Origin of the sequence: Desulfosarcina variabilis str. Montpellier (assembly GCF_048565275.1) — a bacterium.
GTDB classification, from domain to species: Bacteria; Desulfobacterota; Desulfobacteria; order Desulfobacterales; family Desulfosarcinaceae; genus Desulfosarcina; species Desulfosarcina variabilis.
Window position 1 is genome coordinate 8738717 of record NZ_CP159846.1, and the last position, 20882, is coordinate 8759598.

At 56.2% G+C, this 20882-nt stretch carries 20 protein-coding genes; 11 read left to right on the forward strand and 9 right to left on the reverse strand.

All coding sequences use genetic code 11. From position 1 onward, the window contains the following. Positions 1–219: 219 nt before the first annotated feature. Positions 220–999: a cyclase family protein gene (locus Dvar_RS39355; RefSeq protein ID WP_419658925.1), complete on the reverse strand. Its 780-nt coding sequence runs from the start codon at positions 997–999 to the stop codon at positions 220–222. A 333-nt stretch (positions 1000–1332) separates the two neighbouring features. Between Dvar_RS39355 and mutM the strand changes: the two genes are divergently transcribed. Then, entirely contained in the window at positions 1333–2169 is an 837-nt protein-coding gene (gene mutM, locus Dvar_RS39360; RefSeq protein ID WP_419658926.1) for a bifunctional DNA-formamidopyrimidine glycosylase/DNA-(apurinic or apyrimidinic site) lyase, read from the forward strand. On the opposite strand, the gene Dvar_RS39365 is transcribed toward mutM, so the two are convergent. Further along, positions 2166–2432, reverse strand: a complete 267-nt coding sequence (locus Dvar_RS39365; RefSeq protein WP_419658927.1) for a hypothetical protein — start codon at positions 2430–2432, stop codon at positions 2166–2168. The two genes, mutM and Dvar_RS39365, sit on opposite strands and share 4 nt — an antisense overlap. 291 nt (positions 2433–2723) lie before the next feature. On the opposite strand from Dvar_RS39365, the gene Dvar_RS39370 reads away from it, so the two are divergent. Both Dvar_RS39370 and Dvar_RS39375 read left to right on the forward strand, forming a co-directional pair. Continuing rightward, complete coding sequence (locus tag Dvar_RS39370; protein ID WP_419658928.1) at positions 2724–3968, forward strand: beta-ketoacyl-[acyl-carrier-protein] synthase family protein; 1245 nt, start codon at positions 2724–2726, stop codon at positions 3966–3968. After that, on the forward strand, positions 3965–5191 hold the full coding sequence (locus Dvar_RS39375) for a beta-ketoacyl-[acyl-carrier-protein] synthase family protein (protein ID WP_419658929.1): 1227 nt from the start codon (positions 3965–3967) through the stop codon (positions 5189–5191). The genes Dvar_RS39370 and Dvar_RS39375 overlap by 4 nt, the downstream gene beginning before the upstream one ends. A 10-nt stretch (positions 5192–5201) precedes the next feature. Here the strand turns inward: Dvar_RS39375 and Dvar_RS39380 are convergent, their stop codons facing one another. Both Dvar_RS39380 and yeiP read right to left on the reverse strand, forming a co-directional pair. Next, entirely contained in the window at positions 5202–5603 is a 402-nt protein-coding gene (locus tag Dvar_RS39380) for a hypothetical protein (protein WP_419658930.1), read from the reverse strand. Between the two features lie 68 nt (positions 5604–5671). After that, complete coding sequence (gene yeiP / locus Dvar_RS39385) at positions 5672–6244, reverse strand: elongation factor P-like protein YeiP (RefSeq protein WP_419658931.1); 573 nt, start codon at positions 6242–6244, stop codon at positions 5672–5674. A gap of 97 nt (positions 6245–6341) precedes the next feature. On the opposite strand from yeiP, the gene Dvar_RS39390 reads away from it, so the two are divergent. Next, the gene (locus tag Dvar_RS39390) at positions 6342–6713 is read left to right on the forward strand and encodes a hypothetical protein (protein ID WP_419658932.1); all 372 of its coding nucleotides are present in this window, start codon (positions 6342–6344) and stop codon (positions 6711–6713) included. A 23-nt stretch (positions 6714–6736) separates the two neighbouring features. Here Dvar_RS39390 and Dvar_RS39395 read toward each other — a convergent pair whose 3' ends face one another. Together Dvar_RS39395 and Dvar_RS39400 are read right to left on the reverse strand one after the other, a co-directional pair. Further along, positions 6737–7171, reverse strand: a complete 435-nt coding sequence (locus tag Dvar_RS39395; RefSeq protein WP_419658933.1) for a DUF2177 family protein — start codon at positions 7169–7171, stop codon at positions 6737–6739. 12 nt (positions 7172–7183) lie between these two features. Then, entirely contained in the window at positions 7184–7618 is a 435-nt protein-coding gene (locus Dvar_RS39400; protein ID WP_419664228.1) for a class I SAM-dependent methyltransferase, read from the reverse strand. Positions 7619–7783: 165 nt separating this feature from the next. On the opposite strand from Dvar_RS39400, the gene Dvar_RS39405 reads away from it, so the two are divergent. The 7 genes from Dvar_RS39405 (at position 7784) to Dvar_RS39435 (ending at position 16650) form a co-directional block, all read left to right on the forward strand. After that, entirely contained in the window at positions 7784–9166 is a 1383-nt protein-coding gene (locus tag Dvar_RS39405; protein WP_419658934.1) for an MFS transporter, read from the forward strand. 23 nt (positions 9167–9189) lie between these two features. Further along, a complete protein-coding gene (locus Dvar_RS39410; protein WP_419658935.1) occupies positions 9190–9990 on the forward strand; it encodes a DUF1295 domain-containing protein in 801 nt (266 codons plus the stop codon). After that, on the forward strand, positions 9987–11027 hold the full coding sequence (locus tag Dvar_RS39415) for an SAM-dependent methyltransferase (protein WP_419658936.1): 1041 nt from the start codon (positions 9987–9989) through the stop codon (positions 11025–11027). The genes Dvar_RS39410 and Dvar_RS39415 overlap by 4 nt, the downstream gene beginning before the upstream one ends. A 235-nt stretch (positions 11028–11262) precedes the next feature. After that, complete coding sequence (locus Dvar_RS39420; RefSeq protein WP_419658937.1) at positions 11263–13935, forward strand: response regulator; 2673 nt, start codon at positions 11263–11265, stop codon at positions 13933–13935. A gap of 219 nt (positions 13936–14154) precedes the next feature. Then, positions 14155–14406, forward strand: a complete 252-nt coding sequence (locus Dvar_RS39425; RefSeq protein WP_419658938.1) for a hypothetical protein — start codon at positions 14155–14157, stop codon at positions 14404–14406. Between the two features lie 41 nt (positions 14407–14447). Continuing rightward, the gene (locus Dvar_RS39430; RefSeq protein ID WP_419658939.1) at positions 14448–15524 is read left to right on the forward strand and encodes a type IV pilus twitching motility protein PilT; all 1077 of its coding nucleotides are present in this window, start codon (positions 14448–14450) and stop codon (positions 15522–15524) included. A 73-nt stretch (positions 15525–15597) separates the two neighbouring features. Then, positions 15598–16650: a type IV pilus twitching motility protein PilT gene (locus Dvar_RS39435; RefSeq protein ID WP_419658940.1), complete on the forward strand. Its 1053-nt coding sequence runs from the start codon at positions 15598–15600 to the stop codon at positions 16648–16650. Between the two features lie 31 nt (positions 16651–16681). Here Dvar_RS39435 and Dvar_RS39440 read toward each other — a convergent pair whose 3' ends face one another. From Dvar_RS39440 to Dvar_RS39450, 3 genes are all read right to left on the reverse strand, one after another. Beyond that, positions 16682–17326, reverse strand: coding sequence for a cobalamin B12-binding domain-containing protein (locus Dvar_RS39440; protein WP_419658941.1), 645 nt, complete (start codon positions 17324–17326; stop codon positions 16682–16684). Positions 17327–17410: 84 nt separating this feature from the next. Next, complete coding sequence (locus tag Dvar_RS39445; RefSeq protein WP_419658942.1) at positions 17411–17812, reverse strand: hypothetical protein; 402 nt, start codon at positions 17810–17812, stop codon at positions 17411–17413. A gap of 27 nt (positions 17813–17839) precedes the next feature. Continuing rightward, a complete protein-coding gene (locus Dvar_RS39450) occupies positions 17840–20866 on the reverse strand; it encodes a proline dehydrogenase family protein (protein ID WP_419658943.1) in 3027 nt (1008 codons plus the stop codon). Positions 20867–20882: the final 16 nt, after the last annotated feature.

The window sequence follows — 20882 nt, forward strand, 5'->3', positions numbered from 1 at the left end:
ATATAACCCGCGTCGGGTGTTCAATATCTTGGAGAAAAGCATATTTTCTATATTTTTCAAATATTTGTCAAAAACCGTACAGCAGTGGGACACAACTTGAAGTAGATATTCTCTCAACGGTGAAGATTCGCTCGTGTGCGGGGAGAAATAATCATCAAATACTAAAGAATCAAGATACAAAGTGCAAACCGTATCAAAAAAAGCAATATGGCGGCTGCCCTATTCTTCAACAATGGCCACCGGTCGACACCACCCGGCCGATGCATTTTTTATTTTTACCGGGAAACATGCCACTTTGAATCCAAACGGCCGGGGCAGTTTGTCTAGGTTGGTCAGCTTTTCCATGTGGCAATACCCTTTTTCAATTCCTGCAAAATGGGCTTCCCAGACCACCGACGGATCACCACTGTCTTGAAAGGCCTTGGCCAGAAACGGCAACGGACGATCCCACGACCAGGCATCGATGCCCACCACGTTAACCCCCCGATCTAGCAGATAGAGGGTTGAGTCACGGGTCATGCCGGCCCCCTTGACCAGATATTCGGCCGTTCCCCAATACGCATCGGCGCCGGTTCGCACCAAGACGATATCCAGCGGTTTGAGACAATAGCCCATCTGGTCTAAGCATTGATCAACATCTTCGGCGCTGATACCGTCACCGTCGGCTTTGGAACTGAAATCCAACACCACCCCATCGCTGAAGCACCATTCCAAGGGGATTTCATCGATGGTCAACGCTTTTTTGCCCTGACTCATTGTCGGATGATAATGCCATGGCGCATCCAGGTGCGTCCCTGAATGGGTGGTCAGGTGCATGAACTCCAAAGACCATCCCAATCCGTCCGGCAACTGTTCGGTCTGCAGTCCCGGGAAAAAGGTCTTCATCTGGTCGGCGCCTGTCAAATGATCCACATAGTCGACACGGGGAATCATCATCTCAGGGTCGCTGGGCAAACCAGGCTCGATGGAAATAGAAAGATCAATATAGGTTGTGGTCATGGCCGGCTCTCTTAGCGGGGTTGGTATCGCATTGTTAATCACTTGTGAGAAAGGTTAAATTGCGCTATGGCCTTTCAAACTTGATGTCGTATTATTTCATATTTTTCGTGGTTCTCCAAAAAGCTCAAGTTGGAGACGAAAAGCTCCTGACAAGGTTGTTTTGTAAAAGTGTTAATTGGTGGATCGGATCTAATTTTAAATAGGAATCGATAGGATACCTTTGCTTAATACTTTAAACTTAACACTTAACACTGGCCCATAGACCAGTTAAATCATGCTACGATGCTGGAACAGATGCCAGTTGGATCTTTCCGCAGAATCTGAGATGACCTCATGCCTGAACTGCCCGAAGTACAAACCATTGTCGACCACCTGAACCAGGCTCATATTGTTGGGCGCGCCATCACCGATTCCCGGGTGTACTGGCCCAAAACAATTGCCGGAATGGACAGCTGCCGGTTTTGTCTGAGGATCAAGGGCTCCAAAATTAGGCAGATCACGCGGCGGGGAAAATATATCGTGTTGGATCTATCCTGCCGGCTGACGATGTTGATCCACCTGCGTATGTCCGGTCGTCTTAACCTATCCGATCCGACAATCGAGCGCAATCCCCACGAGCATGTTATTTTGCAGTTGGATAATACGACAGATCTGCGCTTTCAGGATACAAGAAAATTTGGCCGCATTGTGCTGACTGACACCCCCCAAACAATTTTGGGTCAACTGGGACCGGAACCACTATCCAAACGTTTTACCGGCAAGCAGCTGTTTACCATGTTGCAGGCATGTCGACGACAAATCAAACCCCTGCTTCTGGACCAACACTTTCTGGCCGGATTGGGCAATATCTATGTCGATGAAGCACTCTGGACCGCAGGCATTCACCCGCTATCCATCAGCAGCACCCTCAGTGCCAGGCAATCCGCATCCTTGCACCGTGCCATTCGCCATGTCCTACGAAAGGGGATAAAAAACCTCGGAACGTCTTTAGGCAGGGGGAAGGGTAATTTTTACTCAACCAACAATCGCCCGGGACGCAATGCAGACCAGTTGAACGTATTTCGTCGCACCGGTATGGCCTGCCCCCGCTGCAAAACAGCCATCATGCGCATCATCGTTGCCCAACGCAGCAGCCATATCTGCCCGCATTGCCAGAAACCACTGAATTAAATAAAGAAAAAAGCGATTGCAAGTAGCAACAGAACCAGCCCCACGGCAACCAGTTGTTTGCGTCTTGATGGAGGTATAGCGACCGGTATGACATGGCTGGCGTCTTTTTCTTTGTAATCTCGTATTTCCTTTATCTTTTTCATCTCTTCTACTCTTTCCCGATGCCTGGCATCGGCGTTTCGCCGGTCAAACGGCCCGGTTCTACGTTCATCGGAAAAAAAGGTATGAATCTTACGCCGATCGGGTGTTTTCCTTCTTTCCATTTCACCTCCATCTGTCACTTTCTTGGAAAACTATTATTTTCAATATATTATTGTAAAAACAGGGTTAAGCGTATTGTCAACAGCAAACTATGGATAAGGTGGATAGCGGTTTAGGCTGAAGGCAGAAGGGCGGGTTGCAGACGACCATTCTATGATCTGTGCCAAATGCGGTTGCCATGGCCCCGGCCCACCGAATCTTGACTTTGGCGCAAACATCTCTTATGCCTAGATTTACATCAGAACTGCAGCGGTAGAACAAAAGCATCACTGCGTCTTCCAAAAGCGAGGCCTATGAAAATCGAACGTGTGGTTGTCACCGGACGGGGAACCGTCAATGCCATTGCTGGCAATATACCGGAATTTTATAAGGCGTTACGGACCGGCATTTGTGGTATTGGCCCGGTAACGCTTTTTGATACCAGCGGATATCGCAGTCATACCGGCGGCCAGGTAAGGGGCTTCGATCCAGGGAAAACGCTTCCCCGAAGCGCCTCCCTGAAACGCATGTCGCGATCGGACAGCATGGCCGTGGTGGCAACGCTGGAGGCATTGTCCGATGCGGGCCTTGTGCCAATGCTGGATGATCTTGCCGCCCACACCGGCGTGGTCATGGGCGGGGGAGCCGGCGGCATGCTGGAGTGTGAACCGATTTTTGCCCGTTATCTGGAATCGGGTGCCGACCGGTTGCCGGTTGCCCCGTTTGCCGCGTTTTCCTGCGCCTCGTCGGCAGATCATATTGCCACCCATTTTAAGCTCATGGGGCCCAAAACCACCTTCATGACCGCCTGTTCCTCCGGTGCGACGGCCATTGGCTACGCCTTGGACCTGATCCGTCAGGGTGAGGCAAAAATGATGATCTGCGGTGGCACCGAGCCCCTGTGCCAGATTACCTACGCGGCCTTCAACGCCCTTCAGGCTGTGGATCCCGACTATTGCAAGCCGTTCGATCGTGATCGCCAGGGCATGACCCTGGGTGAAGGCGCGGGCATTCTGATCCTCGAATCCCTGACCCACGCGCGCCGGCGCAAGGCCAGGATTTACGCCGAGGTCCTCGGCTGCGGGATCAGCTGCGATGCCAATCACATGACCGCACCCGACGCCACCGGCGGCGGCGGGGCCAGCGCCATGCACGCCGCCCTGGCCGATGCCGGCATATCTCCGGCCCAAGTGGACTATATCAACGCCCACGGCACCGCCACGCCGGCCAATGACCGGATGGAAATCCAGGCCATCCATACGGTATTCGGCGAGCACGCAACGCACATCCCGGTCAGTTCCACCAAATCCATGATCGGTCATACACTGGGTGCTGCCGGTGCCATCGAAGCCGTCACCAGCGTCCTGGCCATCGAAAAAGGATTTATTCCCCCCACCATCCACCACGACCATCCCGATGAAACCTGTGATCTGGATGTCGTGCCTGATGGCGCAAGGGATGCAACCCTCAACCGTGTTCTTTCCAACTCTTTTGCCTTTGGCGGTAACAACACCTGTCTGGTCGTTGGCCGGTACGTGGAAACGGAGGAAGACCGATGATGAAGCGCGTCGTCATTACCGGCATGGGACTGGTCACGCCCCTTGGGATCGGCCGTAAAACAGTTGCCCAAAACCTGGTTGCCGGCGAGTGTGGCATCAGTCCCATTGAACGCTTTGATACCGCATCGCTGGGCTGTCACCTGGGCGGTGAAGTGCGCGACTTCAGCCCCATGGACTTCATTTCACCAGGAACGTTCAGACGCATGGACCGTCTGTCCCAGATGGTGACCGCCGCTGCCCGAATGGCCGTCGAAGACGCCGGCGTGGACCTGACGGCAGTGGACCGCACTCGCATCGGTATTGTCATGGGTACGGCCTATGGCGCCACGGATGTGGCCACCCAATTCGCAGGCACGCTGTTTACCGAGGGGCCCCGGCGGGTCAACCCCATCCTGGTACCCAACACGGTGATGAACGCGCCGGCCGGCCACGCCGCCATTGAACTGGGCCTGAAAGGGATCAACAGCACGGTCAACCACCGGGAAGCATCGGCGGAAACAGCCCTGGCCTATGCCGCCATGCAGATCCGCTTGGGCCGCGCCGATGTCATCCTGGCCGGTGGTGGGGACACCATCTCGCCCTTTTTCATCACTGTGCTGGAGCGCTTCCGGGCATTATCCCCCCAAGGGGGAGGCGAGGAAATGGCAAGGCCATTCGATCGGAATCGCAATGGTCCGGTGATCGGCGAGGGCGCCGCGTTATTGTGTCTGGAATCCCTGGACTCGGCCCTTGAGCGGGGTGCGAGAATCTATGGCGAAATTGCCGGGTGGGGCATGGCCAGCGCTCCGGCGCCGGTCAATGACTGGCCCGATGATCCGGCCGGAATGATCCTGGCCATGCAAAAGGCCATGACCATGGCAGCGGTCTCACCGGCCGAGATCGATGCGGTCTTTGCCGCGGCCAGCGGCGGGGTTCGCTCCGACCGCCTGGAAGCCCGGGCCCTGGACCATATTTTCGGGCAAGTCGGGCAACCCTCACGACCGGTGGTGACTGCCATCAAAGGCGCCCTGGGTGAAAATTTCGCCTCCGGCGGCATCCGTTCGGCCGCCCTGGCCTTGGCCATGCATGACGGGAGGGTTCCCCCTACCCTGGGATTGGCATCATCCATCCTTACATTGGATGTCGTAACGTCCAAAGCCCGTAAAATGGACGTTTGTTATGGCTTGATCAATGGTTGTGCGTCCAGCGGTACGTTTGTTTCCCTGCTGCTACGCAAAATGTAAGACGACGTTCTCAACCGTCCGATATCAATGCACTACTTGATTCCCCGGGAAATGATGGGTTCCCGTATTCAGGAAGCGCTGTCGTTGTCAGCGAATAGGTATAGACGTCCTTCTCACGAAAACGGGAAAAAGAATCCATGACGGTTTCGGGCACGTGAACATCTCCGGCAATATCTGTCAAAATGGCATACCGGCCGCCATGATCGGTAATCACATCGTAAGGGGGCACGCAAAGATAATTGAAAAGGTCATCCTGAACCTGGGGAAAATCCAGTAACCGGCAGGTCTTGATGGTCCCTGAATCACGACTGGCAAGGTCTTCCATGACCTGGCGGGTGAGACGGGTCCCGGCCGGCAGCAACTGGTTATCCTCAAGATCTGTTACCGCATAGGCCAATCGATAATCCGGCATCCGGCTTTCCTTTTTTGATCCTAACGGCTAACCGCACAGTTTGCAAGCGTCGACGGCTGTCTGGTGTATCAACCTTTTACCCGAGACATGTATTGTCCTGTCTCCGTGTTTACGCGGATGATTTCACCAGCGGTCATATATTCAGGCACCAGCACGGATACCCCGTTGGAGAGCTCTGCCGGCTTGTTCCGGTTGGTGGCCGTCGCCCCTTTAATTGCCGGGGCTGTATCCACGATTTCCAGGTCGATGGTTTGGGGCAGCTCGATGCTTAAGGGGTGACCGTCCCTGAGCAGCACGGTGATGCCCTCCAGGCCATCCACCAGCCACTGGGTCTGGCCTTCAAGCGTCTCTTCGGACAAGGTGTACTGCTCGTAATTTTCACTGTCCATGAAGGTATACAGGTTCTGATCCTGGTAAAGGAAGCTGACCCGGCGCTTGTCCACCTCCATCTCTTCCAGGGTATCGTTGCCTTTGTAGGTTTGGTCCAATTTCTGTCCGGTGATCAGTGAGGCGTAGCGAACCTTGTATAGTGTATTGGCCCCGCGGGCCGACGGGGTGTGGACATCAATCTGCTTGACCTGATATGGATGGTTGTCAATATTGATGATATTCCCTTTTTGAAGGTTACTGGCTTTGGGCACGGTATATCTCCTGTTCCGATCAAGTGAATTCAGGTTAATGATCAATGATCCTTATATCGTTTCTGCGGGTCCAAGGCAATATGTTGAAAGGATAACCGTGAACGACATGCATCTGCTGGAAAGGCTGGAGCAGGACGAGTTAACCCTCACGCAGCAGGATCGGCTGTTCACCCTGATCGCGGCGGTTTTCAATCAGGCCATCGACGTCCGCTCCCCGAAAAAACGGCCACCGGGAAAAGCCGGATTAAAGGCCGAAAAAGGCTATTATCGGTTGCTGTACCTGGAAAGCGAATTTCAGGAAAAAGTCAAAAATCAAGGCACGCCCCATCCTGAGGCAATCGCCTATGACTGGGATTTCATACCGGTTATCTTAAAAAAGCTCAAGGATATCCCCGAGCTTCAGCAAGAAATCAGGCAAGCAATCGAAGGGGCATTGATGGAAGTTGTTGACGCCATGCCTAAAGGTTGACTTAAACGCCATTGGCCAAGGAATCAGGTCATCCCCACCGTTTTCAGCATCGTCCGGGCAACGAATAGCGCTGTTGCCGCCGTCGCGGCGGTGAGCAGGGTGCCCCAGACGATATCCACGATGGTGACGACCAGGGGCCAGGCGTTGAACAGCGCCATGCAGGTCAGATCGAAGGTGCAATAGGCGAAAAAGCCCAGCATCCCCCCAAGCAGTGCGGCATGGCCCATCCGCCAGTCGCCCAGCAGGGCGGGGCCGACCACAAATACCTGGATGCCGGCGATGTAGACCAGGTAAAAGACGACGGCCGCCGGCCAATTGACCTGCTCACGCAGCAGATGGCCCAGGTGCCGGGCGTAAAACCCCTTGGCGACGATCCCCAGCCAGAAAAGATCGATGAGTAAAAACACTACAGCGGTGATGGTGTATACGGCCAAAATGTTGATGGCGTCCATTTTCATCGTTATTCCTTTCTATTCGGATGATCCGGTTTTCATGGCATCATTGCCCTCGCGGGTCAATACCAGCTGCAGATTCCCCAGCACCCGCGCCCTGAACGCGGCCTCACAGCTGCCCAGGTAATAAGCCCATTTACGCTGGAAGGTCCGGTCGAAACCCAGTTGCGTGATCTGTTCCTGGTTGGCCTGAACGTTTTTCTGCCAGCACGCCAGGGTGGTCGCGTAATGGTTGCCGATGTTCTGTGCATGATCGATCATCAGCCGGGAGTGGCGGGTCATGGTCTGGGTGAGAATGGTCAACAAGGGCAACAGGCCCCCTGGGAAAATGTGTTTTTGAATCCAGTCATGGGTCTTGCGGTACTGGTGGTAGCGTTGATCGGGGATGGTAATGGTCTGGACGACGGCAATCCCCGGGGGGTTCAGTAAACGGTCAATTTGTTTGAGTAAGATATGGCGTCAAGCGTATTGCAGTTAACTCTACCACTTCATATCGACGGGTTCAACCTATCAATGGCCACCCAATCCAATGGCATTGCATTCAACGCCCGTGAATACAATATTATCACTAACAACATTTTTGAACCACACGTATCATGCCGAGAAGGAAGTTATCCCATGGCAGAATTGACCGCAAAAACCCGTTGGGCCTACAGTTTGCCGGCATTTGGCCTGGCCGTGATCGGCATACCGGTCTATGTGTATATCCCCAAGTTCTACACGGATGTGGTCGGCGTGGACATTGCCCTGGTCGGCGGGCTGCTGTTTGGCGTGCGGATTTTCGATGCCGTGACCGATCCCGTTGTCGGCATCCTGTCCGACCGCAGTCAATCCCGATTTGGCCGCCGCCGGCCCTACATTCTTGTCGGCGCCGGCCTTCTGGCCACTGCACTGCTCTTTCTGTTCAACCCACCCACGGCGTCGATTCCACTGGCGACCGTGTGGTTCGGCGTATGGATCTACCTGCTGTTCTTTTTCTGGACCCTGGTAACGGTTCCCTACGAGGCCCTGGGGCCGGAAATTACTTTCGATTATGACACCCGGACAACCCTTTTTGCCTGGCGGGACGGTTTCCTCATCGCCGGTACGCTGGTAGCCGCCGCCTCCCCTGCCCTGGTGGAAGCAATTTTCAGTACCGGACCGGATGCGGCCGGGCAGCGCACCCTGTTTTTCTGGATATCGGCCATTTACGCGCCATTGGTGGTGGTTCTGTGCGCCGTGTGCGTCAAGGCCATCGGCGAGAAGACATCGGACAAGTCCGCTTCCACTGCGGATGCCTTTCGGGACTATCGGACGGTATTTGCCAACCGGCCCTTCATGATCCTTCTGGCCGCTTACACAATCGGCGCCATCGGCAACAACCTGCCGGCGACGCTGATCCTGTACTACGTCCAGTATGTCATCGGATCCAGCCGGGCGGATGTGTTTCTGCTGCTTTACTTTGTCACCGGCATCCTCTGTCTGCCCATCTGGGTTCGCCTGTCCGGCCGTTTGGGCAAAAAAGAAGCTTGGATCGCCGCCATGCTGGTCAACACCGGTGCGTTCGTCGGCGTATTTTTCCTGGGGCCGGGAGACGAGCTGGCATACGGGGTCCTGGTCGTGGCCTCCGGCATTGGATTCGGGGCCACCCTGGCTCTGCCCTCGGCCATCCAGGCGGACGTGATCGACTACGACGAGTACCATTCCGGCCGGCGGCGCGAAGGCCAGTACATCGGCCTCTGGTCCATCGCCAAAAAGATGTCCGCCGCCGTAGGGGTGGGGATCGGCCTGGCCGCCCTCGGCGCCACCGGCTACACCCCCAATGCAGAGCAGACCGAGACGGTCCGCCTGACCCTGCGGGTGCTCTACGCCCTGGTGCCATCGGTGTGTAACCTGGCGGCCATCGCCATCGTGGTATTCTACCCGATCAGCGGTGCCGTGCATGGCCGCATCCGACGGGCCATCGAACAAAAACGCGCAGGAAAGCGGGTTGATGATCCGCTCACGCCCGCTTATCCGTAACCATTCAGAGCAGGAGCGTTTCCATGACGGATTCCATCGCCATTTCTTTAACCGGCCTGGTCGCCGTATCGATCATGATGGCCACGGGCTGGGGGATCAGCGTGGTTCGAAAAAACGTCAATATTGTGGACAGTCTCTGGGGACTGGGCTTTGTACTCATCACCCTGATTACGGGGTGGCGCTCGGACGGATACGCAGCGCGGAATTTTCTCGTGATGGGAATGACCGCCGTCTGGGGATTGCGCCTGGCCATATATCTTACCTGGCGAAACTGGGGCCGGCCCGAAGATCATCGCTATGGGGCCTGGCGTAATAAAAGCGGCGATTCTTTCTGGTGGGTGAGCCTTCTCAAGGTCTTCTGGCTGCAGGCAATATTCCTGTGGACCATCTCCCTGGTGCTGCAGAAAGCGCTATTGTCCCCGCTGCCGGACCGGCTCACCCTGCTGGACATCTTGGGCGTGGCCGTGTGGGCGGTAGGCTTTTTTTTCGAAGCGGTGGGCGATTTTCAGCTGGCCCGGTTCAAGGCTGATCCGGCCAACCAGGGCCGGGTCATGGACCAGGGCCTGTGGGCCTTGAGCCGCCATCCCAACTACTTCGGTGAATTTTTGATCTGGTGGGGATTTTTTCTGGTGGCTCTGGCCACACCAAGCGGCTGGTGGACGATGGTGTGCCCGGTCATCGTCTCCCTGGTTCTGCTCAAAATGACCGGTGTGCCCCTCACCGAAGCGGCTCTGAAACAAAGGCGCCCTGACTATCAGGCGTACATTCAGCGAACCAGCGTATTCTTCCCCCGTCCACCGAAAGACAAAAGGAAGGCCCCATGAAACTTCTCATGAGCATGGCGGACCGGGCCTGGCTTCCCGACCCATTGATCCGTCTCGGCATTCGCCGGCTGAACCGCTTGCGGCTCCGTGGTGAAGCCGTGCGCCACGGCGCGGAGCGTATTGCATCCATTAAACACTTTGCCAACAAAATGCGCCACAGCCCGGTGGCCATCCGCCCGGACAAGGCCAACGACCAGCACTACGAACTGCCAGCGGCCTTTTTCAAGCAGGTGCTGGGCACGCACCTGAAATACTCCTGCGCCCTGTGGCTGCCCGGTGTGGACGACTTGAACCGCGCCGAAGCCGACATGCTGGCCCTGACCGCCCGGCACGCGAAACTTGGCGACGGCATGCAGATTCTGGAACTGGGCTGTGGCTGGGGATCGCTGACCTTGTGGATGGCGGTTCATTTTCCCGGAAGCCGCATCGTTGCCGTTTCCAATTCCGCCTCACAGCGACGCTTTATCGAGACCCGATGCCGCGAACAGGGAATCGATAACGTGCAAATAATCACGGCCGACATGAATTGTTTCTCCACGGATCAGCGCTTCGACCGGGTCGTTTCGGTGGAGATGTTCGAACACATGCGCAACTGGGAGGTACTGCTACACCGGATCGGCGGATGGCTGAAAGACGACGGACGGGTGTTCATCCACATCTTTTCCCATAGCCGGTTTGCCTATCCGTTTGAGACCAACGGCGGCGACAACTGGATGGGCCGGCACTTTTTCACCGGCGGGATCATGCCTGCTGATGACCTGATCTTCCGGTTTCGAAAAGACTTGAACGTGGAAGAGCACTGGCGCATCTCCGGCATTCACTACCACAGGACCGCCGAGGCCTGGCTGGCGAATATGGACCACAACCGTAAAACCATCCTACCGTTATTGGCTGATGCCTACGGCAGCGATCAGGCCAGCCTGTGGTTTCAACGCTGGAGAATCTTTTTCATGGCCTGCAGCGAAGTATGGGATCATGACGGTGGCAGGGAGTGGATCGTGTCCCACTATCGGATGAAAAAACCTGCACGCCATTGACATCATGAACCACCATCTATATCCCTGAGCCCGCCGGCAGGTAAAAAACGGAGCGAATTCTTTCCCGACCGTTCCCAATGTCATCGTGGCCTGCAAAAAAAGCATTGTCGACTAAAGGCAGGACGAATCGATCAAGATCAACGGCGATGATTATTGACAGCCCCCCTCCCATTTGCGAACATATTTTATAAACACGGATTCATCAATCATTGCGGTCAGGCACCAATGAACCACCATGAATCTCATTAAACTCTTACAGCGCCAGTCAAAACAGCTGCATCAAGAATGGGCGCAGCGCATCCAGACGGAAGTCGGCGGCCACTACGCCGATCGGCCATTGGAGGAATTGCTGACGTCCACCGCTAAGGCCTGTGAAGCGAATTTTGACGCCATCGTCCACGGAAATTATACCAAACTCGATACATTCATCGAAAAAATTTGTAAGATGCGGTTGGCCGGGGGATTTTCCCTGTCGGAGGTGCAGCGGGCATTCGAAATCTATCGAACGATTCTGACGCCGCTGCTTGTTGGTGCCTTGAAGGGCGATGCGCTGATCACCGCCTTGGGGACCCTCAACAGGTGTCTGGAACATTCCATCAACCAATTCAGCGACTACTACCACAATGCCGATCAAGCGGCCTTGCGCAAGGCCAAAGAAGAAGCCGTGGCCGCCAATCTGGCCAAAGGCAGCTTTCTGGCAACCATGAGCCATGAAATTCGCACCCCCATGAACGGTGTGATCGCTGCGGCCGAACTGGCGCTGGCCGAAAAATTGCCCGGCAAGGCCGTGCGCTATCTCGAAATCATTCACACCTCGGCCTATTCCCTGCTGGGTATCATCAACGACATCCTGGATTTCTCAAAAATTGAGGCGAAAAAACTGGAGCTGGAAGCACGTCCGTTTATGCTGGACGAGATCCTCGATCGGGTGGTGGATGCCTTTCATTCCAAAGTGGCTGAAAAGGGTATCGAATTACTGGCGGATATCGACCCACAAATCCCTGGCGTGCTGATCGGAGATTCCCTGCGCCTGCAGCAGATTCTGACCAACCTGGTCAGCAACGCCGTCAAATTCACCGATAAGGGCGGGGTGATCCTGATACGCATCAGCCTGACGGAGACAACCGCGCCAACCGTATCTCTCAAATTCTCCGTCAAGGATACCGGCATCGGTATCGCGCCGGAGCAGTTACCGCGGCTGTTTAAACCGTTCAGCCAGGCGGACAGTTCAACGACCCGGAAATACGAAGGCACAGGCCTGGGGCTTGCCATCTGCAAACAGCTGGTGAGTCTGATGGGCGGGACGATCTGGGCCGAAAGCACCCTGGGCAAAGGCAGTACCTTCAGTTTTAAAGTCTGCTTCGAGCCATTTGCAGGCACGGCAGCACCCACCTTCGCAACACCGTCGTCACTGGGAAAAATTCGCGTACTGGTGGTGGATGACTGCAAGGACAATCTGATGATTATGAAACGGATGCTGGACAGCTTTGGCTTCCCGGTCAAAACCGTTGACTCGGCCGAAAAGGCCCTGCAACTGCTTCAGACCGACACGGCCGGAAAATCATCCGTCGACCTGATCCTGATGGATTGGAAAATGCCCGGCATGGACGGGTTGGATGCCGCCCGCCGTATCCGCCGCGACCTGAAGCGCGACACCGTTATCCTGCTGATGACCGCTTTCGAGGAAGCCGGTATTCGCGAAGAAGCCGAAAAAACGGGCATCAATGGATTTCTGGCCAAACCGATCTACCCGTCCGAGCTGTTCAATGCGGTGATGAACGCGTTTGGCGAAACGGCCGTGAAAAGCGAAATCGCGCGCAGCCGTTTCACGACCCGAAAATCCATTTACCGGGATCGCCTGCTTGGCTGCCGTGTCCTGCTGGTGGAAGACAATCCCACCAACCGGGAAATCGCAACGGCGGTCCTGCAAACGGCCGGCATCCAGGTAGCCACCGCGACCAATGGCCGTGAGGCGGTTGCTGCGGTTACCGTCGCTAAAGGGAAATTCGATGCGATCCTGATGGATATTCAAATGCCGGAAATGGACGGTTTCGAAGCCACCCGCATCATCCGCAGCACCCCGTCAGTTCAGCAGATTCCCATTATCGCCATGACCGCCCACGCCATGAAGGGCGACGAGGAAAAGTGTCTGGCGGCGGGAATGGATGGGTACGTCTCCAAGCCCATCAATCAGGATCGTCTGTTTCACGCACTCTGGCGTAACATCAAGCGTCTTCCCCGTTCCAGGTCGGTATCAGCGCCCAGATCGACCGGTGTTGAAACCGGTGTCGATGTGTTGCCTGACCGCCTTCCGGGCATTCACGTCCGCGAAACCGTGGCGGCGCTGAGAATGGACCCTGCGACGTTTCTGAAAATCCTGGTCGGCTTTGCCGCCCACAACGCCGACACTGCCGCCACATTGGAAACCCTGCTGGCGAAAAAGGAATACGCGTCCCTGAGCCATCTGGCCCACAGCATCAAGGGCAGCGCGGCCAACATCGGGGCCACAACCCTGTCAAGCAGTGCCCGGAAACTCGAGAAAGCCCTGACCGATCCGGCCGCCTGTGATCAAACCAACATTTCCGTTCTGACCCGGCAGACCATCCGGCGGCTGGCCGAGGTGCGCGGCGGCATCAAAACCCTCACCCCCGCTGCGCCGGAACCCGTTTCCGAAATGCCGGCGGCCGATCCGGCCCAGCGATCGCAAGCGCTGGACCGACTGGCCAGGGCGCTTCAGCTGGCGGACCCCGAGGCCATTGCACCGCGTTTTGCCGTGGCCCGGCCTCACCTGCCGGCGGCGGTGAGGGCCGAGGTGGAATCCCACATCGATGCCTACGATTATGACAAAGCACTCGAGTGCATCCGCAGCGTCATGACCGGCACGCCAGGACCGTCCGTCACCCGTTAATATTCTCAAACAGGCTCTCACGTCGCGACCGATCTACAGGCAATGGGTTTCAGGGGCTTTTTTAAGCCAAAAAATAAAGCTAAGGCCGGTAAGTGCCGATGGTGAAACCTTGAAAATGTTGATCATCGATTTTTTCCAGCAATAGATTCGATGAACGCGTAAGAAGTCGCATTTCAGACGGATTCGTCTGATTTTAACTTTAGCTACGGGGAGCGTTTGATGACAACCGATCATCAAGACAGAACAGCGGTTCACATTTACACCGACCAGTTCATGATCGCCGGTGAAATTGCCATGTATGCCGACAACCGCTTGACCGATTACATCGTCGGGGCCCATTCTTTTATCGCCGTCACCCATGCCGTGGTTCACGACACCAATAACCAGTTGCTTTTTAAAGCTGATTTTCTCAATGTGCAGAAAAGCAAAATCGTCATCATCGTGCCTGCGGCGACGGTAACCCCCGCCTGACCGGCGTAACGGATCAACGAATCGGTATGGATGGAGGGTAAATGGCATTTTTAGATAAAGTGTTTCAGGCCGCTGTCAACGTCAATGCATCTGATATTCATGTGTGCCCGGGTGAACCGTTTATCGTCCGCCGGTACGGACAGCTGGTGAAGATGAAAAGTACGCCGCTGACCATGGACCAAACCCGGCAGCTGATTCTCGAGGTTCTGACAAAAGATCAACAGGATCAGTTGCTGACCGGGCATCAACTTGACTTTGCCATCGACCGTGAACAGGTGGGCCGCTTTCGGGGAAGTGCCATGCGGCATAACCGTGGGTTTAGCGCGGTCTTTCGTCGTATTCCCCCAGATATTCCCGACCTGGAAAGCCTTGGGCTGCCGCCGGTGGCAAAAACGATGCTGGACAATCACCAGGGATTGATATTGGTAACCGGTGCCACGGGCCAGGGAAAATCCACCACGCTGGCGGCGATGATCGATTATCTCAACACCCATCGCGCCCACCACATTCTAACGGTGGAAGACCCCATTGAGTTTGTTCATCCCATTAAAAAGGGCATTGTCAATCAAAGGCAACTGGGAAAAGACACATGGTCGTATGCAAATGCCCTCAAAGCCGCCCTGCGGGAAGACCCCGATGTGATCATGATCGGTGAACTGCGCGACCTGGAAACCATGTCCCTGGCCATTTCAGCCGCGGAAACCGGCCATTTGGTGATCGGTACCCTGGCCACATCCAGCGGGCCCAAAACCGTTGACCGCATCATCGACGCCTTTCCTCCTGAAGAGCAGAATCAAATTCGCGCCATGCTCAGTGAATCGCTCCGGGCGGTAATCACCCAGCGCCTTATCCCCGGTGCTGACAACGAAGGCATGCAAATGGCCGTGGAGGTGCTCGTCGGGACCTTGCCCATGGCCAACCTGATCCGGGATGGAAAAACGTATCAGATTCCATCCATGATGCAGACCGCCAAAAATGTGGGGATGCAGATCATGGATGACGCCATTTTGCAATTGCTCCAGGAAAAGAAGATCAATGCCCGCAGTGCCCAGCGACATGCCAATGATCCCAAGCGGTTCCAGGCCTTTGTGGATAAGGCCGACAAGGAAACAGACTAAACCAAGCGCTTGATAGCACTAGCAACCGGCATAGGGTTTGGGCAGCCGGCAATCAACCTCGAGAAGAGATACCATGGCAACCATCGACACCTATTTTAAGCAAATGAAAGACGAAGGCGCCAGCGATCTGCATCTGGCCATCGGCTTCCCGCCGATGATTCGTAAGGGCGGCGAACTCAGGCCACTGGATTTTCCGGTCATCACGGCTAAAGATAACCGTCAGATTCTTTATGAGATTCTCACCGAAGAGCAACAGCAGGCCATCGATAACAACCTGGATTTCGACATGGCCTACGAGCTTGACGGCGTGGGTCGGTTTCGATGCAACATTTTTTTTCAGCAACGCGGCATCGGAGCGGTATTTCGAATCATTCCCACGACGATACTGACCCTCGAGCAATTGAACCTGCCCGATGCGGTTCGGACCATTGCCGACTACAACAAGGGCCTTGTGTTGGTCACCGGTCCCACCGGCAGCGGCAAATCCACCACCCTGGCGGCCATGATCAACCACATCAACGAGACCCGCAAGGCCCACATTATTACCATTGAAGATCCATTGGAGTTCGTTCACCCCAATAAAAAGTGCATTTTCACCCAGCGTGAAATCGGCACCCATGCCAACAGCTTTGCCGATGCATTGAAAGTGGCCGGTCGGGAGGACCCGGATATCATCCTGGTCGGAGAAATGCGGGATCTGGAAACCATATCGCTGGCGCTGACCTGCGCCGAACTGGGTATTTTGATCTTTGGCACCCTGCACACCAACAGTGCGGCCAAAACCATCGATCGGATCATCAATGCCTTTCCATCCAATCAGCAATCCCAGGCCAGGGCGATGCTCTCCGAATCCTTGAGGGCGGTCATCGCCCAGCAATTGGTCAAAACCATGGACGGCAACGGACGCTGCGCGGCCAACGAAATTCTCATTGGTTCGTCGGCCCTGGCCAGCATGATCCGTGAGGGTAAAATTACCCAGATCGAATCATTGATTCAGACTGGAACCAAGTCGGGCATGCAAACCATGGATCAGCATCTGATGCAACTGGTGCAGGAAGAGAAAATCTCCCGGCAGGCGGCGTATGAAAAGGCCATCAACAAATCACTGTTCCAAACTGCCCAATAACCCCCAGCGTTGCAAACCTGGGAGATAACACTTACGCGGCGATCTGTTTCATGTGCTGCTTGAGCAGTTTCAGGGCCCCGCCGGCATCGGCGGCATAGCCGTCGGCCCCGATCTGCTCGGCAAACGCCCGGTTGACCGGTGCCCCGCCGACGATAATGGCCACCCGATCGCGCAGTCCGCTGTTTTCAACCGCCGCAATGGTTTCCCGCATCATGGGCATGGTGGTGGTCAACAGGGCGGACAGGGCGAGGACGTGGGGATTGTGCGTCCGCACCGCGTCCGCGAATGTCTCCGGCGTAACGTCGACACCCAGATTGATCACCTCGTAACCGCCGCCTTTGAGCATCATGGCCACGAGATTTTTTCCGATGTCATGCAGGTCCCCCTTGACCGTACCGATCACGATGCGTCCCTTGGATTCCGTCTCTTCGGCCGTCAGATAAGGTTTCAGGATGTTGATGCCCGACTCCATGGCCTTGGCGCACATGAGGACTTCGGGGATGAACATCTCGCCATTTTCCATCCGTTCCCCAACCACGTCCATGGCGGCGATCAACCCCTGCTTCAAAATCTCACGGGCCGGTATCCCGCCCTCAATAGCCGATTGAATCAGCGTTTGAAGACGATGGGAGTCGATGGCGATGAGGGCATTGTGAATATCGGTGATTTTAACCATAAGACATCCTCCCCTTGTATGAAACGTCACGCCTCCAAGCCTGACTTATTATCATCCAGAATCAGAAAAATTGGCCATTTTTTGCTATCCGATGGGCAGCGACTCCTTGATCACACGGTAAACACCAGGGCTGAGCTTCTGGATGCGCCCTTTTTTTTCGTATCGGTTGAGGGTGTTGTGGATGACGTTCTGCCCCTGGATGGTCATGGCGGCGGCAATATCCCGCTTTTCGGCCAGATCACTTTGGATGTCCATGAAGGTAAACTCGTCGTAATCGTCCAGAAGGCGGCCGATCTCCCGGGTCCACTGGATGTGGTGCTTTTTGACATTGCCGATTTTGGCCGGAGCCATGGCCGGTTTCTTGGCTCCCGCCCCGCCCGCGGCGGCAATGGCGGCCAGGGCGATGTCGATCAGGCGCAGCTGTTCCTGATGAAAGCGGCGCTGCGTTTCCAGCACCTTGACAATCTCTGGAGCATTGAAATCCATGTCGCTCACCTATATGCGAATAACGGGTTAACAGGACCGTTTCGAAGCATCGTCTGACGCCTCGGTCATCGGTGCAAATCCGCTTCTGAAGGTGTTTTCCACGATGGTGCGGGTGAACATGAACTGGGGCAGATAATCCTCGCCCATGGCTTTGGATCCCACGCCGGACATTTTAAAGCCGCCAAACGGGTGCCGTTTCATCATGGCCCCGGTGGTCCCCCGGTTGATGTAAAGGCTGCCGACCATGAATTCGCGGCAGGCACGCGCAATATTGGCCGGGCTGCGGGAGAAAAGCCCGCCGGTCAGGGCATAGGGCGTGTCGTTGGCAATGGCCAGGGCCTGGCTGAAAGTCTCCACCTTGAAAATGCACACCACCGGCCCGAAGATCTCCTCCTGGGCCAGCCGGCTGCGGGGAGAAATATCGGTAAATACAGTTGGCGGCACAAAATGTCCGGGCCCCTTGCCCGCCCCGCCTTGGGTCAGCAGGGTGCCTTCGGTCTTGCCCAGATCGATATAGGCCTCGATCTTGGCTTTGGCCGCGGCATCGATCACGGCGCCCATATCGCTGCGCGAGTCGTCACCAGGACCGAAGACCATCGTTTCCACAGCATTTTTGAATTTCTCCACAAACCGATCGTAGTTGTCGACCAGAACGATCAGCCGTGACGCGGCCGAGCATTTCTGGCCCATGTAACTGAAAGCGGAATTGACCACCGGCCAGATGGCGGCGTCGATGTCGGCGTCACTGTCGATGATAACGGCATTCTTACCGCCCATCTCGGCGATGACCGATTTTACCAGTGCAGCGCCTTCCGGTGTACGCCCCGAGCGCTCGATGATGTGCAGCCCGACGTCCCGGCTGCCGGTAAATACGGTAAAGGCCACGTCCGGGTGAGCGACCAGCGGGTCGCCGATGGTGTCGCCGGGCCCGGGAATGAAATTGAGCACCCCCGCGGGCAGGCCGGCCTCGGCGAAAATCTCGTAAACCGCCTGTCCGATGGCCGGCGTCTGGGAAGCCGGCTTGTAGACCACGGTATTGCCGGTAACAAGGGCCGCCGACGTCATGCCGATGGAAATGGGCAGGGGAAAATTCCACGGTGCAATCACGGCCCCAACACCGCGGGGGGTATAACACAGCCGGCTGGTCTCGCCGGGCAGGTCCGATGCCATGCGCGGGGCGTCCAGGCGAAGCATTTCACGACCGTAGAATTCTAAAAAATCCACGCTTTCGCAGATGTCGGCCTGGGCCTCGGTCCAGTTCTTGCCACCTTCATAAACCAGCAATGCGGCCAGGGGGTGACGCCGCTTGCGAACCACGGCGGCCGCCTTGAAAAGGCAATCGGCGCGCTTTGCGGCCGGGGTGGCCGACCACCCGGGAAATGTCTTTTTAGCGGCTGCGACCGCCCGCATCACGGCGTTTTCGTCCGCCTGGACCACATCGGCGACAACGCGGTCCGGGGCATTGGGGTCGGTGGATCGACCGGTCGTGTCCCCGTCAACAACCGTTCCGTCGATGACCGGGCGGACCCGCCGCGGAAACGATTCCCGGGCTTCTTCCAGGGCCACGGCAAATTGCGCATGGGTGGGAACATCCCAGGTGACGGGCGGCGCATTGGAAAAGGGCGCCGGATCACCGGCGTTGGTGACGGCCGGCCGATCAGCGGCTGAATCCTCGTTTTCCCGGGCCAAGCGCGCCGGATCGGTCAGCATCGCCTCCCGGTCCATACCGTTGACAAAACTTTGCCTCAGGAAGGATTCGCTGGAGGTGTTCTCCAGCAGACGCCGCACCAGGTAGGCCATGCCAGGCACGATCTCGCCGACCGGTGAGTAGAGTCGCAGGCGCAGGTTGTGCGTTTTCCAGGCTTCGCGCAGGTTCTCGGCCATGCCGTTGAGCATCTGGAATTCCAGTCGATCCTCGGGCACGCCAAGCGCTCTGGCGCATTCGATCACAAAGGCCACGGTGCGAATGTTGTGCGATGCGCATTTGAGCTGGACATAGTCGTGGTTGTCTAAAATCGTACGGGCGCAGCGCTCGTAGCTGGCATCGGTGGCGGCTTTACGGGTGTACACGGGAATCGGCGTATTGTACAAATTGGCCATGACGACCTCCTCGTCCCAGAAGGCCCCCTTGACCAGCCGGATGCCGAAATCCTGCCCGCTTTTGCGCGCCCATGCCAGCAGGTCGGCCAGCAGGCGATCGGCATCCTTCATGTAGGCCTGGTAAGCGATCCCCTTGTGGGGCCAGTCACGAAACGCGGGCTCATCATTGATGCGCTTGAACAACTCCAGGGTAAACCGGCGCGCCGGCAGATGCTCCATGTCCATCATCACGTAGGCGTTCAGGTCCAGGGCCTTGCGGTAGATCGGACGCAACCGCTCCATGGCCCGGTCGATGGCATAGTCCATGGCGCAGCGCTTGGTAAGATACTGGGAGTAAAGGCAGGAGGCCATAATGGAGATGTTCACCTGGGGGGTAACGCCCCAGTCCAGACCGCCAATTTCCCCGGTGCCCAGGGCGGGCCATGTGCTGGCGATCTCATGGTAACGGTTCATCAGATCAAGCTGCTGCGCCAGAAAGTCCTCCTCCTCCCGCCTGGAAGTGACCGCCTCTTTAAGAATTTTCACCGTCCAGGCCACCCCTTCCTTTTCACGCCCTTTGCGCATCACCTGGGCGGCCGTTTCGATGGTCTCACCAGTGATAAATTGCCGCCCCATGGAATTGATGTTGTTCCCGATACTTTTGGCGGCCATTTTGGCGGCCAGCGAATCCGGTTTTACTTTGGACAGCCCCCAGCGCATGCTTTTGGGAAAATCCTGCTCCGGCCTGCAAAAGTACTCCTGGATGTGCCGGGCCACCGCCTCGGGTGCGTTCAAATAGGGGAAGACATCCACGAAACGAAACATCTCCTGTTTGAAGGCCTCGTTTTTCATTGACCAGGCCATGACCTTGCCGGTCCAATAGTCCTTCTTGAACAGGGACGGTTTGGACCTGCCGGCAATGTCGTACAGCCGCATGCCGGTATCACGGACTTTTTGATCCATTTCAGCGGTCATTTTCGTCGACCTCCCT

What these genes read in the sequence shown, in the direction of transcription:
- Dvar_RS39355 (WP_419658925.1), bottom strand. Translation starts at nt 999, where the DNA reads ATGACCACAACCTATATTGATCTTTCTATTTCCATCGAGCCTGGTTTG.
- mutM (WP_419658926.1), top strand. Translation starts at nt 1,333, where the DNA reads ATGCCTGAACTGCCCGAAGTACAAACCATTGTCGACCACCTGAACCAG.
- Dvar_RS39365 (WP_419658927.1), bottom strand. Translation starts at nt 2,432, where the DNA reads ATGGAAAGAAGGAAAACACCCGATCGGCGTAAGATTCATACCTTTTTT.
- Dvar_RS39370 (WP_419658928.1), top strand. Translation starts at nt 2,724, where the DNA reads ATGAAAATCGAACGTGTGGTTGTCACCGGACGGGGAACCGTCAATGCC.
- Dvar_RS39375 (WP_419658929.1), top strand. Translation starts at nt 3,965, where the DNA reads ATGATGAAGCGCGTCGTCATTACCGGCATGGGACTGGTCACGCCCCTT.
- Dvar_RS39380 (WP_419658930.1), bottom strand. Translation starts at nt 5,603, where the DNA reads ATGCCGGATTATCGATTGGCCTATGCGGTAACAGATCTTGAGGATAAC.
- Dvar_RS39395 (WP_419658933.1), bottom strand. Translation starts at nt 7,171, where the DNA reads ATGAAAATGGACGCCATCAACATTTTGGCCGTATACACCATCACCGCT.
- Dvar_RS39405 (WP_419658934.1), top strand. Translation starts at nt 7,784, where the DNA reads ATGGCAGAATTGACCGCAAAAACCCGTTGGGCCTACAGTTTGCCGGCA.
- Dvar_RS39410 (WP_419658935.1), top strand. Translation starts at nt 9,190, where the DNA reads ATGACGGATTCCATCGCCATTTCTTTAACCGGCCTGGTCGCCGTATCG.
- Dvar_RS39415 (WP_419658936.1), top strand. Translation starts at nt 9,987, where the DNA reads ATGAAACTTCTCATGAGCATGGCGGACCGGGCCTGGCTTCCCGACCCA.
- Dvar_RS39420 (WP_419658937.1), top strand. Translation starts at nt 11,263, where the DNA reads ATGAATCTCATTAAACTCTTACAGCGCCAGTCAAAACAGCTGCATCAA.
- Dvar_RS39425 (WP_419658938.1), top strand. Translation starts at nt 14,155, where the DNA reads ATGACAACCGATCATCAAGACAGAACAGCGGTTCACATTTACACCGAC.
- Dvar_RS39430 (WP_419658939.1), top strand. Translation starts at nt 14,448, where the DNA reads ATGGCATTTTTAGATAAAGTGTTTCAGGCCGCTGTCAACGTCAATGCA.
- Dvar_RS39435 (WP_419658940.1), top strand. Translation starts at nt 15,598, where the DNA reads ATGGCAACCATCGACACCTATTTTAAGCAAATGAAAGACGAAGGCGCC.
- Dvar_RS39440 (WP_419658941.1), bottom strand. Translation starts at nt 17,326, where the DNA reads ATGGTTAAAATCACCGATATTCACAATGCCCTCATCGCCATCGACTCC.
- Dvar_RS39445 (WP_419658942.1), bottom strand. Translation starts at nt 17,812, where the DNA reads ATGGATTTCAATGCTCCAGAGATTGTCAAGGTGCTGGAAACGCAGCGC.
- Dvar_RS39450 (WP_419658943.1), bottom strand. Translation starts at nt 20,866, where the DNA reads ATGACCGCTGAAATGGATCAAAAAGTCCGTGATACCGGCATGCGGCTG.